13 protein-coding genes are annotated in these 14,989 nt (G+C 34.5%); all 13 read right to left on the reverse strand.

The window, feature by feature from the left end; genetic code table 11:
• Positions 1-28: 28 nt before the first annotated feature.
• On the reverse strand, positions 29-1,252 hold the full coding sequence (locus tag ACQKIH_RS00085; protein ID WP_427762744.1) for a glycosyltransferase: 1,224 nt from the start codon (positions 1,250-1,252) through the stop codon (positions 29-31).
• 22 nt (positions 1,253-1,274) lie between these two features.
• The gene (locus ACQKIH_RS00090) at positions 1,275-2,342 is read right to left on the reverse strand and encodes a glycosyltransferase (RefSeq protein WP_057986862.1); all 1,068 of its coding nucleotides are present in this window, start codon (positions 2,340-2,342) and stop codon (positions 1,275-1,277) included.
• Entirely contained in the window at positions 2,339-3,472 is a 1,134-nt protein-coding gene (gene wecB / locus ACQKIH_RS00095; RefSeq protein WP_427762746.1) for a non-hydrolyzing UDP-N-acetylglucosamine 2-epimerase, read from the reverse strand. Before wecB ends, ACQKIH_RS00090 begins: the two co-directional genes overlap by 4 nt.
• 2 nt (positions 3,473-3,474) lie before the next feature.
• A complete protein-coding gene (locus tag ACQKIH_RS00100) occupies positions 3,475-4,584 on the reverse strand; it encodes a polysaccharide biosynthesis C-terminal domain-containing protein (protein ID WP_427762748.1) in 1,110 nt (369 codons plus the stop codon).
• Between the two features lie 15 nt (positions 4,585-4,599).
• Positions 4,600-5,637, reverse strand: coding sequence for a polysaccharide biosynthesis protein (locus ACQKIH_RS00105; protein WP_427762749.1), 1,038 nt, complete (start codon positions 5,635-5,637; stop codon positions 4,600-4,602).
• Positions 5,638-5,655: 18 nt separating this feature from the next.
• Positions 5,656-6,858: a glycosyltransferase family 4 protein gene (locus ACQKIH_RS00110; protein ID WP_427762750.1), complete on the reverse strand. Its 1,203-nt coding sequence runs from the start codon at positions 6,856-6,858 to the stop codon at positions 5,656-5,658.
• 14 nt (positions 6,859-6,872) lie between these two features.
• Positions 6,873-7,931 carry a GNAT family N-acetyltransferase gene (locus tag ACQKIH_RS00115; protein WP_427762751.1) on the reverse strand — a complete coding sequence of 353 codons (1,059 nt, stop codon included), beginning with the start codon at positions 7,929-7,931 and terminating at the stop codon, positions 6,873-6,875.
• A gap of 41 nt (positions 7,932-7,972) precedes the next feature.
• Positions 7,973-8,626, reverse strand: a complete 654-nt coding sequence (locus tag ACQKIH_RS00120; protein ID WP_427762752.1) for a sugar transferase — start codon at positions 8,624-8,626, stop codon at positions 7,973-7,975.
• The gene (locus ACQKIH_RS00125; protein ID WP_427762753.1) at positions 8,613-9,746 is read right to left on the reverse strand and encodes a DegT/DnrJ/EryC1/StrS family aminotransferase; all 1,134 of its coding nucleotides are present in this window, start codon (positions 9,744-9,746) and stop codon (positions 8,613-8,615) included. Before ACQKIH_RS00125 ends, ACQKIH_RS00120 begins: the two co-directional genes overlap by 14 nt.
• A 32-nt stretch (positions 9,747-9,778) precedes the next feature.
• Positions 9,779-11,641 (reverse strand): polysaccharide biosynthesis protein, encoded by a 1,863-nt coding sequence (locus tag ACQKIH_RS00130; protein ID WP_427762755.1) that lies wholly within the window; start codon positions 11,639-11,641, stop codon positions 9,779-9,781.
• 196 nt (positions 11,642-11,837) lie between these two features.
• Positions 11,838-12,842, reverse strand: a complete 1,005-nt coding sequence (gene galE / locus ACQKIH_RS00135; protein WP_427762757.1) for a UDP-glucose 4-epimerase GalE — start codon at positions 12,840-12,842, stop codon at positions 11,838-11,840.
• A 332-nt stretch (positions 12,843-13,174) separates the two neighbouring features.
• Positions 13,175-13,972, reverse strand: a complete 798-nt coding sequence (locus ACQKIH_RS00140) for a TIGR00282 family metallophosphoesterase (protein WP_427762759.1) — start codon at positions 13,970-13,972, stop codon at positions 13,175-13,177.
• A 238-nt stretch (positions 13,973-14,210) separates the two neighbouring features.
• The gene (locus tag ACQKIH_RS00145) at positions 14,211-14,945 is read right to left on the reverse strand and encodes a PHP domain-containing protein (RefSeq protein WP_057986887.1); all 735 of its coding nucleotides are present in this window, start codon (positions 14,943-14,945) and stop codon (positions 14,211-14,213) included.
• Between the last annotated feature and the right edge of the window lie 44 nt (positions 14,946-14,989).

A 14,989-nucleotide genomic window follows, 5' to 3' on the forward strand; every position in this document is an offset into this window, starting at 1 on the left:
TTCATCTCCCATTATTACCTTATATACTTTAGTATTTGTGTTCACCTATGTTAATGTTTTTTAAAAAGTGCGCAATTTCGTGACAATGTTTATCCCAATTCTTATTATTTACAATAAAGTCTCTCGCCGACGTTCCCCTTTTTATTAATTCAGCTTTATCTTGTGACATTATATAATCAATTGTTCGTGCTATTTCTTCAGGCGATTCATCTTGAAAAACAAAAGAATTGTCAAAGTACTCTTTTGTAAGCCCATTTAATTTTGTTGTCGCTACAGGTGTACCACTTAAAAAATATTCAATCATCTTTGATGGGAAAGTATATAAACTAATGGCATCATTCACCTTGCGTGGATTTATTAAAATCCCTGCCTCTTGCTGCACTTTTAGTATTTTATCATTCGAAATATTCCCCATAAATTTAATCCTATTATCCCAACTTGTAGCCTCTTTAATATACTCATCAAGCGGTCCTGTTCCGTAAATCTTCAAATGGAAGTTATCACTTTTTATATATTTCATTGCCAGAACTAAATTTTTTACTCCGTTGTACTCAAATAGAGCCCCACTAAATACACCAGTAATGACATCCTCCGTTTTTGTCGTTAACCATTGTCCTCCAGGGGGATTAGCTGGACAATCGTCCAAGTCAACCCCCCCATCAATTAATATATATTTAGATGATGGGGCATATTTTTCAATTGATTTCTCATTTAAAACAATTAAGCCATCGTATTTTTTGATAGAAAATGTAGTAATCACATTTTCTATCTTTTTCACTATTCTCCCAATGGCCCCTCTCTGTTCTACATCGATCGGTGGATCTGCAAAAATACAGACGTTTTTTACTTTAAATATCTTTGCTACTAGTAAAACGGGCAATGAAATCATTAGAAAGGCGTTAAATGTCAAGATTATCTTTTCTTCGTTCCTATTTTTAATACTCCAATTGACTAGCATTATACATGTATTGATAATAAAAAATAGTTGCTTTAAAATTAATATGTTTATAGATGGTATTTTATGTCCCTCAGTATTGTCTACTAAATGTATTTTTCCATTTCCTAGCCATATTTTTTTTTCTTTAGGAAAGGCTCCTATTGGCACTTGCGTGAAAACTGTTAATTTATTTTTAAATCGTTTCGATAATCCTTTAATGATTCCAATTTGCATTTTATTTCCTGCTACTGATGGTCCAATATATTTTGTACAATCCTTTGTATTAATAACACTTCCTAAAAATAAAACTTCCATATTTTTTATCCCTCGCATACATTCAATTGGAATATACTAGATTTCCGATTAATAATTTTTCTTTTTGAATTATATACTCAAATTCACCTAAATAGCTTAGATCTCCATCCAACCATTTCTGCATTAAATGCTTTAACTCTTCACTATTAAAACAATTAAAATAGTATGCATTTGGATAATCATCTAGTATTTCATGGGAAAAAGGGGTATCTGCTGCAAGGATTATTCCTTTATGCAGCTTACTTTCGAGTAAAGGTAACCCAAATGTTTCCACATAGGAAGGGAAAATCAATATTGATTTTGAATAGTACTCAAAAACCTTCTCTCTCTCAATCGCACCTATAAATTTGATGGGTAACTTCAATTCTTGTACCCTCCTATAAAGTGCTTTTATATGTTTATTTTCATCTCCTCTAAGGGTAAAAATCACATCAAATTGATAACCTAACAATTGCTCACAAGCTGCGACAATCAGACGATGATTTTTATAAAAGTCTGCACCCGCAGGATAGAAAAAGGTGGCGAGGTTACGCTCACTTTCTTCATAGTATTTTTTTATATGCAGGGGCACTTTAGGAGGAATTACTACTATTTTACTCTCTTGAACATCCGTTTTTGCGATACAAGCTTTTTTAATCCAATTCGACTGAACAATCACTTTTTGGGATTTACGTATGGATTTAAAAATAAATCGACTAAGAACATTTTGGTAAATCCATAGTGTTCTATTTTCGATAAAATTAAATCGATAGTCCGCGAAAGGTAAAGATTGATGCAAATAAACGATTTGCTCCGTTTTCACTTTCGGTATCATCATATTTTGTAGTGAAAATATTTTATCGGGCTGAAATTCCCCCACTAATTTAGGTGCAATAAATTGGTCGAAAAACAATCTATGAAACCAACTCTTCTTAATCCAAGGAAATCTCAGTACCTTTACATTTTCTGTTTCATTTAGCAAAGGCTCACTTAATACGAATATCCACTCAATGTCCTGATCAGCATTTTGTATAACTTCTTCATAGAAATCCTTTAAGATGGATAATGCACCACCTGTACTTGCTGGGACATTAAAGACGATAATTTTCATGAATAAGTATTCCCCCAGACAACCCGATTCACGTAATCTGTATATGATAATAAAATCCTTAATACTTTATCTGAGACATTTGGCATTGCATAATCTTCTACTACTCTTAAAGTATTTTTCTCCTGCATTTCTACTATTTCTAGCCCTTGAATTACTCGATCCTTCTTCAGCCCTACCATCATAACCGATGCCTCTTCCATAGCTTCCGGTCTTTCATGAGCCTGCCTAATATTAAGTGCTTTAAATCCAAGGATGGATGACTCTTCACTAATCGTTCCACTATCACTAAGCACTACTTTTGCCTTCATTTGGAGCTTTACATAATCATTAAACCCTAAAGGCTTCAATGTTTTTACAAGAGGATTGAATTCAATTTCCATCGTTTCAATCATTTTTCGCGTTCTTGGGTGAGTACTCACAATAACAGGAAGCTGGTATTTTTCTGCAATTGCATTTAAGCTTTCAACTAAATCCATGAAATTTCTCTGATTATTAATGTTTTCTTCACGATGAGCAGAAACGACAAAATATTCTCCTTCTTCAAGCTCTAGTCTTTGTAATACATCTGATTTCTCAATATCCTCTTTTTTCGACTGGAGCACTTCAAACATTGGGCTACCCGTTTTAATAATCCGATCTGCAGGAAGTCCTTCCCTTAATAAATACTCCCTTGCGATATCGCTATATGTTAAGTTAATATCTGCAATATGATCGACAATTTTTCGATTTGTTTCTTCTGGTACGCGCTGATCAAAGCATCGATTACCTGCTTCCATATGGAAAATCGGTATTTGCCTTCTTTTCGCAGCAATTGCACATAAACAACTGTTCGTATCTCCTAATATTAAAAATGCATCTGGCCGCACTTCCTCTATTACTGGGTCGATTTTATTTAAAATGTTTCCTATTGTTTCTGTTGCCGTTCCAGTAGCTGCATTTAAGAAAAAATCGGGCTTTTTTAATTGGAAGTCTTTGAAAAAAACTTCATTCAGTTCGTAATCATAGTTTTGCCCTGTATGGACAAGTGTATGTTCGATTGCATTCGACTGTTCTAATTTATTCAATACTGCTGACAACCTTATAATTTCCGGTCTCGTCCCCACTACTGTCATGACTTTTAATTTTTCCAAGTTTATACCTCCAAATAGTACGTATCAGGCTTTACTGGATCGAAGCACTCATTTACCCACATCACTGTCACAAGATCCGTATGTCCTACATTAACAATGGAGTGTGTATATCCAGTAGGAATATCAACAACTTGAAGCTTTTCTCCATTCACTTTGTATTCAATAATTTCATCGGAGTCTAATTTCCTAAATCGTATTAAGCCTTCACCGCTAACAACTAAAAACTTCTCATTTTTTGTATGATGCCAGTGATTTCCTTTTGTAATACCTGGCTTGGATACATTAACGGAAACTTGTCCTCTACTAGGTGTTCGAATAAATTCTGTAAATGAGCCACGGCTATCGAGATTCATCTTTAAGTCATATAAAAATTGATCCACAGGTAAAAAACTTAAATACGTACTATAGAGCTTTTTCGTGAGCGCATCATCCATATTAGCGATGCTTAAATTCGTTCGGCTATTCTTGAAACTTGTTATTACACTCGCTAAATTGCCGAGTGTAATATTGTGCGTTGCTGTAACAACACTGTATTCGCCTTGTAGTGTTGGCATTCGATTTAATGCTCTTAAAAATTCTTCTAACACATCATCGATATAACACAGGGTTAACTCCGTATTTGGATTGTGTACTTGAATATTTAAACCTCTCGCAATGTTATAACAAAATGTAGCGACGACACTGTTATAATCTGGTTTACTCCATTTACCGAATATATTTGATAATCGATAAATATAAACTGGCACACCTAATTCCTGTTCATATTGAAGTAACAAATCTTCCATTGCCTTTTTACTTTTGCCATAAGGATTATCTAATTCAGCTTGGATAGAGGATGTTACGACAATTGGTGCTTTATTTTCATGTTTTTTTAATAAGTTCAGCAATTGAGAAGTAAAATGATAATTTCCTTCTATAAAGTCATTTTCATTATCAGGCCTGTTTACTCCAGCTAAATGAAATACAAAATCACATTCCATTGCATATTTTTCAAGAAGGGCGGGATTGCTATCTTTTGTATACTCAAATATTTGATTAAACCCTTGATTTTTAAGTTCTACAATCAGATTTTTACCTATAAACCCTTTTGCTCCTGTAACAAGAATGTTCATCTATCCATTCCTTTCTTAATTCATAATATGCATACTTTTATTCCATTCTTTCAGTTCTGCTTGAATATAGTCTAATTGCAGTAATGTTTTTTTAATTTCTTCTATATATAATTGCGTTGTATTATCCGAATTGTATTCTTCGATAATCGAAATTTCTGGATTCCCTTCTGCAAAGTACTTATTGTAGTTTAAGTCTCTTTGATCAGCAGGGACCTTATAAAATCCACCTAAATCTTCAGCCACTACAAACTCTTCTTTTGTAAGGAGCGTTTCATATCGTTTTTCTCCATGCCGCGTTCCAATAATTTTTATTTCATTGTCGACATTAAATAGCTCCTTCAAAGCTTGAGCAAGGTTCCCAATTGTACTAGCTGGTGATTTTTGTACAATTACGTCTCCTGATTTGCCATGTTCAAATGCAAACAAGACTAATTCAACTGCCTCTTCTAGACTCATAAGAAATCTCGTCATATTAGGATCTGTTATCGTTAATGACTGACCGCTCTTAATTTGTTCAATAAATAATGGAATAACCGATCCTCGTGAAGCCATTACATTCCCATATCTCGTGCCACAAATTAGTGTTCTATCCTGAGGAACTGTTTTGGATTTTGCGATAAAAACTTTCTCCATCATAGCCTTCGAGATCCCCATTGCATTGATCGGGTATGCTGCTTTATCCGTCGAGAGACAAATCACTTTTTTTACACCATACTCAATAGCAGCATTTAATACATTTTCTGTCCCTAAAATGTTCGTTTTTACAGCTTCAAGGGGGAAAAATTCACATGATGGAACTTGCTTTAATGCCGCCGCATGAAAAATATAATCAACACCATGCATAGCATTTTTTATACTATCTATATTCCGTACATCCCCAAGATAAAATTTGAGCTTATCGTTGTTATACTTTTTCCTCATAACATCCTGTTTATTTTCATCACGAGAAAATATGCGAATTTCTTTTATATCTGTGTCCAAAAATCTTTCCATAACGGCATTTCCGAAAGAACCCGTACCACCCGTAATTAATAAGGTTTTATTATAAAACATGGAATAACCTCTTTTCAGCTATTTGAAATGCTTCATTATGATTTCATAGGAGTGTTTGGCTGTGTAATTTTGTTCTAAATAAGTTCTAGCATTTATCCCCATTATTTCTCTTAATTGCGGATCAAATAATTGATTTACCTTTTGGTTAAATTGCTCTACATTATTACTCTCACACCATAGACCAAAATGACCGTGTTCCATTACTTGTCCAATATCTGTGTTACAATCTGTTGCTGCTAACACCGGCATGGAAGCCTGCATATAGGAAAGTAATCTCGATGGGAAATTTGGAATTGTAAATCGATGGTCAAGGAAGATTAATCCGACATCACAAGAAGTTGCTAAAATTTCATACTCATCTCTTGGTAATTCTTCTAACAGCCGCGCATTTGTTAGCTGCTCCATATCAAAGAAATGTTTGAGCTTGTTAAATTCTGTCCCGGACCCCGCTATGATAAAAAAGGCTTGATCATTTAACTTGTTTTCTTTCAAACATTGGATTAGAAAATCAATTCCTTGAGGTTTACCAAGGTTGCCGCCATAGATGAATACCGTTTTATCAGAAGGGATATTATGCTTGTTCTTAATCAGTTTTATTCGGTTCTCGTCACGATCTATCGTTAAAACCTCGATACTATTCGGACATAACTCAACTTTATTTGAATTAATATTCGGATTATTTTCCAGTATAAAATCTACATTTGCTTGTGACATACAGCCAATAAAATCTGATATTTTATATAACTTTTTTTCTTTCGCCCTAAAATACTTATAAATAAAACTACCTTTATGAAACATATTTAAATCCACAGCATTTTGCGGGAAAATATCTTTAAGTAATAAATATACTTTTGCGTTATCTCTTTTTTTAAAATAACTTATTACTTTTTCAAATGTAATGGGTGGGGTTGAATAAATGATTAAATCAAAAATTGCATCCTTAAAATATTTCTTAATCGCTCTCAAAAATTGTCCTTCAATCAATACTGTCGAAATGCCCTTTTCAATAAAATTATTTTGCGTTATATTCCCTATTTTCACCCGAAGAAAATGTACACCACTTTCTATGACATATTGAGTAGGTTTATTCAATCGTTTTTCTCTCGGACTTACAACATACACTTGATGGCCATTATCTCTAAACTGTCTGATCAAATCTGTGTATATTCCTTTGTCTTCTATAATATTAAAGCCACTAATTGATAAAAATAGTATTTTCATTTATTTAACACCACCTATAATCGATAACGTGGGAAAAATACTTCCGATTCATCGAAATGAGATTGTCCATTTCTAATTTTCATTAAATAATTATATTTTTCTTCATCAAATATCTTCTTACCAATTGAAAAAGTCGTATCAGAATTTTTATTAAAGCCCTGTTTAAATTCATAAAGGCTATCTGCTTTACTTCCGACTCCTCCACCTAGATGGAAGGTTTTAAAGCCATTCATATTCCCCCAGCATGCTACTTCATACATTAGTAGATTTGTTGGGCCAAGATATTGAAACTCTACGTCCGATGCAGATAAGTGGTGGTGTATTTGCCCGTTTCCAAATGTTATTAAAACCATTGCTATTTTTCTTTTTTCAAATGACGCATAAAAAATTAACGAATTATATGGCATATCAAGAAGTACGCTGTCATAAAAATCCCCATCAAAATTATAGTATTTTTTTGCGTTGTTTTTTTCCATCGTCTTATTATACATACACCTAAATTCACTAAATAATTCTGGACTTCTTCCCCAGAATATTTCTACTCCAGATTTTGCAGCCTTTTTTACCCATCTCTTTTTATTCGTATTTAAGTTATTCCAAATGTCATCTAGTGAAGATAATGAACAAGTAATTGTTTTACCAAGATCGGATATCTCATACATCCCACTTACATGTTCCCGATTATTTAGCACTGGATGGAATCGAACAAATTCACTAACAATTCCTTCTTCCATACATAGAGAGCTGTATGCTTTGTTCAATACTTGCAAACTCTCTTCCTTTATATTTCCTTCTATTAAAAAACCACCATAACCATAAGGGGTTGTTAGATCATAAAAAGTATTTGGATTTATTTTTCCATTAAACCTTTCATCCGCTGCAACATCTCTTTTCATAACCGCATTAATAGCCCTAATATTTTCATCCTCATAATAGAATAGAATGGGTTCACCATCTCCATGAATTTTAAATGCCTTTAAATAGCTGGAAAGATAATAAACATCATAGTCTTTAAATGTTTTTACAGTCGTATTCCACTGTTCTGTTTCATTAAATGTTATAATCGATAGCACTTACTTACACCTCCATTTCAACCTACTTCATAAGCAAAAAATTAAGTATCTCCAGCTTCAAGTTTCCCTTTTCTATATTGATCAAAGTCAATAGGCGCATCTACACCAAGCTCCCCAATATCCGCTCTCTTTATTACCATTTTTATTGTCTTTAAAATAATTTTAATATCATTTATAAATGTAATTTTATTCACATATTCGATATCGTAGAAAAAACGTTGCTCCCACTGAACAATATTTCTACCATTAATTTGAGCTAAACCTGATAATCCTGGTCTTACAGAATGCCTAATTCTTTCTTGCTCCGTATAATAAGGGATATATTCTATCGCTAAAGGCCTCGGTCCAATAATTGACATATCCCCTATTAATATATTGAAAAGTTCTGGTAGCTCATCTAGTGATGAAGAACGTAAAAGTTTCCCGAATTTTGTTAGCCTTACACTATTAGGTAGTAACTCTCCATGTTCATCCCGTTCATCTGTCATTGTTCTAAACTTATACATAGTAAAAATATTTTCATTTATTCCAGGTCTTTTCTGTTTGAATATTACGGGGCTTCCAAGGTTAATACGTACTAATATAGCAACTACTAAAATTATTGGACTTAGTAATAAAATGGCTAAAAATGCTAATATAAAATCCAACGGTCTTTTTACAAATCTGCTATAAATAAGTTCATTACATTCTCGCATTAATATCCACCAACACAACTTTTTTAATAGTCTTCACAACCCTTTCCAAATCCTCATCCGTCATTTTCGTATCGGAAGGTAAACAAATTCCATTCTCAAACAGTTTTTCCGACACACCCGTTCCAACAAAGTCATATTTCTCGAAAAACGGTTGCATATGCATTGGTTTCCAAACAGGTCTTGATTCAATATTTTCCATTTCCAGTGCTTCCATCACATTTAGCGGTCTTATTTCCCCATTTAATGTTATCGTACTTAACCAGTAATTCGGCTCATTCCATTCATTACTTGGCATAAACTCAATATTTTTTAGACCACTAAGCTCTTTTCTATAAAAATTATAAATATATTTCTTTTTCTCTACTCTTTGAGCTAACACTTTCAATTGTCCTCTCCCAATGCCTGCAACTACATTGCTCATTCGGTAATTGAATCCTAATTCACTATGTTGATAATGCCTTGCTAAATCTCGTGATTGCGTAGCCCAAAACCTTGCTTTTGCAATTCTCTCTTCATTATTAGAAACGAGTGCTCCCCCACCTGATGTGGTGATGATCTTATTTCCATTGAAGGAGAAGATTCCATAATCACCAAAAGTTCCGGTATACTGCCCTTTATAGTAAGTTCCTAGAGACTCAGCAGCATCTTCGATTAAAGCTACATTATGCGCTTGGCAAAGATCTACGATTGGATCCATATTTGCAGATAAACCATAGAGATGAACAACAATAACCGCCTTAACATTCGGATATTTTCCGAAAGCTTCCTCTAATGCTTTTGGACACATATTCCACGTTTCATTATCACTATCAATAAATACTGGTATGGCATTTTGATAAATGATTGGGTTCGCTGTTGCTGAGAATGTTAATGTTGAACAAAAAACGATATCTCCTTCATTAACACCAGCTGCTTTGAGAGCTAAATGAATTGCTGCGGTTCCAGAAGAAAGTGCTGCGGCAGATTTAACAACTATCATTTCTGCTAGTTCGGTTTCAAATCCATTCACATTTTCTCCGAGCGGTGCAATCCAGTTCGTTTCAAAAGCTTCCTTAATATATTGCATTTCATAGCCTTCATCACTCATATGTGGCGATGAAAGGTAAATTTTATCCGCCATTTTCTCATACTTCCTTCCCAAAAGTTCCGGATTCACACCCCACTTATAGAAGTAGGGGACTTCTGTTGAATCAAGTTAAATGGCATTTCACCATAAGTCCATCTTCCATTCGCCACGTCAACAATTCTTTGTTTTATTTCTAAAAGGTCGAGCGTTTCTAGTTCAGCTAGAAGGGACATTAGTTGAATTTCAGACATGCAATTCGCTTTGCCTACGTGAATTTTTGGATAGATATGTTCTTCTTGAATTTCTGCTGCATTCAGCAATTCCTCATACATTTTTTCACCTGGACGAATACCAGAAAATTTAATTTCAATTTCATCTTCTGTCAAACCGGATAAACGAATGAGGTTTTTCGCTAAATCTACAATTTTTATTGGCTCCCCCATATCGAGCACGAATACTTCTCCGCCGTGCGCCAATGCACCTGCTTGCAATACAAGTCTTGAGGCCTCTGGTATTGTCATAAAATATCGGGTCATTTCTGGGTGCGTAACGGTAACGGGTCCTCCTTCAGCGATTTGCGATTTAAACCTCGGTATTACACTGCCACGTGAGCCAAGTACGTTGCCAAAACGGACTGCCGCAAAGTTCGTATGGCTGTAGGTTGCTAAATTTTGAATAATCATTTCAGCGATTCGCTTTGTTGCTCCCATTACATTTGGGGGGTTAACTGCCTTATCGGTTGAAATCATCACAAAATTGGAGACACTAAATAAATGTGCAGCTTCTGCTACATTTTTTGTCCCAAAGATATTATTCTTCACTGCTTCACGTGGATTACATTCCATTAGTGGTACATGCTTGTGAGCAGCGGCATGATAAATTACATCTGGTTGAAACTGTTTAACCACTTCAAAAATTCGCTCTCGATCCTGTACATCTGCAATAATCGGAATAAATTCCATGTTTTTGTATTCCTTTTTTTCTGATAATTCTATATGGATTTTATATATTGAGTTTTCACCGTGACCTAGTAGGATTATTTTCATTGGTTGGAATTGTGCTACTTGACGGCAAATTTCAGATCCTATCGAGCCGCCAGCACCTGTTACGAGGATAATTTTGTTTGTTAGATTTTTGGAAAGTGCCCACATATCAAGTTTTATTTCTTCACGCCCAAGTAAGTCTTCAATTTTTATTTCTCGAATATCATTAACCGTAACTTTACCAGTCATGACATCCTCAATTTTTGGCATGATTTTAATCGTTGCTTTCGTCGCTAAACAACGTGTATAAATTTCTTGAATATTCCTTTTACTAAGAGACGGAATTGCTAAAATAATTTCTTCAATTCCTTTATCTTGTACAATACGCGAAATATCTTTCGTTGTCCCACATACTTTAACATCCATTATTTTTAAGTGTTTTTTATTTCGATCATCATCAACAATAGCTACCACTTGATATTCTGATGGATTCCGCTTAATACTGCGCAGTAGCATTGTACCTGCTTCTCCAGCCCCGATAATTAATACTCGTTTTAAATTGCCATGAGGTTTAAATGAAGTTCTATCATGTAAAACTCTTAGTAAAAAGCGCGAGCCACCAATTAATACAATATGCAATAGCCATGTAATAACCATTACACGTAAGTAAATGTCTCCTTTTATTAAAAATTGCAACATACTTGCAGTCAAAATAGAAATCGTAACCGCATAACCTATTGTAATTAATTCCCTAACTGATGCTAAACTCCAAATACGATTATACAATTGGAAGAAGTAGGCCATAATATGGTGACTAATTAATAAAGTAATGGAACTCAGGATGATTAAAGAATCGGAATAGATATTTATAGTAGGATGCAATAACAAGTAACTAATAAATATAGCTGATAATACGATTAGTGAATCTAGAATAAAAAATAAAGTGTACCTAGTGGTGTAATTCACTGTTTAGCCACCTTCCATATAATAATACAAAGTATCATTAGGCGTTATTTTGATTATATGATGATCCTACTGAACTATATTCCTGAAATTTCTATTTTCTAAAAGAGTTAATCAGTAATCTTCACCAATAAAATCTCTAATTATCTTCTTCCTAAAATAAAGTTAGTTTCTTATATTCAAATCTTATCCATTGTTATCACATTACTTGATGATTATAGTTTTGCTCAAATCGCCAGGCATCTTTGCACATAGTTTCTAAATCTCTTTTGGCTATCCAATCTAGTTCTTTTCGCGCCTTTGATACATCGGCAAAGCAGGATGCAATATCGCCTTGTCGACGATCCGTGATTTTAAACCGTATGACAACCCCATTTACTTCTTCAAATATCTTTATTAATTGTAAAACGCTCGTCCCTTGACCTGTCCCTAAATTATAAATATGGACACCTGCTGTAACAGTATTTAAAGCGGCCACATGCCCTTCCGCTAAATCCATCACATGAATATAGTCACGCACACCGGTACCATCAATCGTTGGGTAATCATTTCCAAATATATTTAAATACTCTTGTTTCCCTTTTGCTACTTGCGTTACATAAGGCATTAAATTATTCGGAATCCCATTCGGTGCCTCGCCAATCAACCCACTATTATGTGCGCCTACTGGATTAAAATAACGTAGCAACGTAACGGTAAATGAAGGGTTAGCATTCGTAATATCTGTCAATATTCGCTCACACATAGCCTTCGTTTCACCATAAGGATTTGACGTCTGAGAAAAATTCATTGTCTCAACAAATGGTACATGATTTCCCCCATATACCGTCGCTGACGAACTAAATACAAATCGACGAACATCGTATTTCAAACAGGCATTTATCAAAACAAGTGTACAAACAAGGTTATTTTGATAATACATGAACGGCTTCTCAACTGATTCTCCAACCGACTTCAATCCAGCAAAATGGATCACACCATCAATGCTATTTTGTTGAAAAATCTCCTCAACAGCTTGTGTATTTGTTACATCAATTTCATAAAAAAGGACTTCTTTATTTGTAATGGTTTTGATTTTCTCTAAGGATTCTCTTTTACTATTACTAAGATTATCAGCGACAATCACCGAATACCCTGCTTCGAGTAACGCTATACAAGTATGTGTACCGATGTATCCTGCTCCGCCAGTAACTAAAATATTCATTGGAGTACCTCCTTTGTTTTAAAGAATACGTTTCTACAAACTATCAAATTAATAAACGTCTATAGGAATTAGCTTATTCACGATAAAATTTATATATTACCTTTCCCCCAAAAAAAGGATTGAATCTTGTAATCGACAAAGTTCAACTTATTTCCTTAATCGCCTAATATATACCCTCGTTTAAATATCCTAAAATCACTTTCATTCGGTAGAATTGTATTAGGATTTTTAAAGGTATTTAATAGAAAAAAACACCTTTTCGTTGAATGATGGGATAAGACCCATTCTATCAACGAAAGGTGTTCAATTTAGTGAAATTTTATATTCATTATTTATGGCTGAAACGGATTGTCTGCATTAATATATACACGTTCATGACGTACGGCTTTTCCTGTTTTATCATCTAGTTCGACAAAAAATGCACTTAATACTTCACGGCCGCTTTTCGGCACTTCATAACGCGCAGGCATATTCGTTTGGAATTTATACAATACATTTTCTTTCCCCATACCAAGAATTTCATCGTACGGGCCTGTCATGCCAACATCGGTAATATATGCCGTACCACCTGGGTAAATGCGATTGTCTGCTGTTTGCACATGTGTATGCGTACCAACAACAACGGATGCACGGCCATCTAAATGCCAGCCTAGTGCAATTTTCTCACTCGTTGCTTCCGCGTGGAAATCGACGAATACTAATGGTGACGTTTTACGTGCTTCCGCTACTAAATCCTCTGCCATCGCAAATGGATCTTCATGAGGTGGAAGGAATACGCGACCGTGTAAATTAATGACTGAAATCGTTACGCCATTTTTTGATACTTGTACCATGCCCTTACCTGGCGCGTCTTTTGAAAAGTTCGCTGGACGAATTAAATAGTCCGCATCATCAATAAATTCAAATATGTCTTTGTTGTCCCACGTATGGTTGCCCATCGTAATAACATCCACACCCATTTGTAATAAATCATTATAAATCGAACGTGTAATACCACGACCTGCTGCAGCATTTTCGCCGTTTGCAATGACAACATCTACTCCATATTTTTTCTTTAGACGTGGTAGGTATTTCTCTACTGCGTCACGACCTATCGAACCAACGATATCGCCGATAAATAAAACCTTCATTTATATAACCACACTTTCTATCTTGTAGCATTTATTTTAGCATTTAAATGAAGGAAAACGCAAACCGCGCTGAAATTCAGTTGCAGAAATAAATTAATTTACTCATTATCTATCGACTATCAATATAACCTTTATCATCAAAAATAGGATTAAAAAAATTACCCTTTGAAAATCTCAAAGAGTAATTTATTTGTTCTGTTGCATATTCAATCGTATGAATTTCATGATACTACTCACTTCAGTCAATCCTTTGCTTCCCTTGCTCCACCTTGTCAAAAATCATAGTTCTCACTTCAGCAAAATGGCCCTGGCTCAATTTTTTTATAACCGTCACCCATTTCGTCACCTTATAGGCCTGGGGAATACATGGCTGCTTTACATGTACAACTGATGGGATACTTCGCAGGAATTGTTCTGCTGTTCGAAAATTAGGTATCAAATTATAGTTTCGACCTAGCTCAAAAAAAGTATGGGCATCGCTTCCAACTAACCGATGTAATTTCGGATATTTTTTAGCAATTAATAATTGTTTTTCTGAAAAATAACTTTCACTATTTCTGCCATTATGAATTTCAATCAGATCTATTAAATCAATATTTTTGCTAATTTCAATTTCTGGTAATACCGTTTTATATCTTTGTTCATCATATGGATGTGGAATATAGACAAGACCACCCTGCAGCCTAATTTGTACCATCGTTTCTCTAACTGGTAGGCCCGGCTCAATTCTTTCCTTAAGGAACAGTCCAATAACCTCGCCATTTTCTGTAGATATTTCTTCTCCAATAACGACCGATATATTATATTTCTCTAAAAATTTACGATAACGCAGCGCTCCATCAATTTCATTATGATCTGTAATCGCTACTACATCGATTCCTCTCCGCTTTAACATGAATAAATACAACCATTTATTTAACAAACTATCATGGGAATATGCTGTATGTGTGTGTACTTCGAATCTTTTTTTCATCTAATCTGCCTCCATTTCACATTGTATTAGCGACCATTTCTATA

The organism is Solibacillus cecembensis (genome assembly GCF_050272495.1).
In the GTDB taxonomy this organism is placed as follows: Bacteria; Bacillota; Bacilli; order Bacillales_A; family Planococcaceae; genus Solibacillus; species Solibacillus cecembensis.

Bases quoted from the DNA above. Each gene is read 5' to 3' on its own strand.
- ACQKIH_RS00105 (WP_427762749.1), bottom strand. From the start codon at position 5,637: ATGTTTTATAATAAAACCTTATTAATTACGGGTGGTACGGGTTCTTTC.
- ACQKIH_RS00120 (WP_427762752.1), bottom strand. From the start codon at position 8,626: ATGCGAGAATGTAATGAACTTATTTATAGCAGATTTGTAAAAAGACCG.
- galE (WP_427762757.1), bottom strand. From the start codon at position 12,842: ATGAATATTTTAGTTACTGGCGGAGCAGGATACATCGGTACACATACT.
- ACQKIH_RS00145 (WP_057986887.1), bottom strand. From the start codon at position 14,945: ATGAAAAAAAGATTCGAAGTACACACACATACAGCATATTCCCATGAT.
- ACQKIH_RS00140 (WP_427762759.1), bottom strand. From the start codon at position 13,972: ATGAAGGTTTTATTTATCGGCGATATCGTTGGTTCGATAGGTCGTGAC.
- ACQKIH_RS00085 (WP_427762744.1), bottom strand. From the start codon at position 1,252: ATGGAAGTTTTATTTTTAGGAAGTGTTATTAATACAAAGGATTGTACA.
- ACQKIH_RS00125 (WP_427762753.1), bottom strand. From the start codon at position 9,746: ATGGCGGATAAAATTTACCTTTCATCGCCACATATGAGTGATGAAGGC.
- ACQKIH_RS00110 (WP_427762750.1), bottom strand. From the start codon at position 6,858: ATGAAAATACTATTTTTATCAATTAGTGGCTTTAATATTATAGAAGAC.
- ACQKIH_RS00100 (WP_427762748.1), bottom strand. From the start codon at position 4,584: ATGAACATTCTTGTTACAGGAGCAAAAGGGTTTATAGGTAAAAATCTG.
- ACQKIH_RS00090 (WP_057986862.1), bottom strand. From the start codon at position 2,342: ATGAAAATTATCGTCTTTAATGTCCCAGCAAGTACAGGTGGTGCATTA.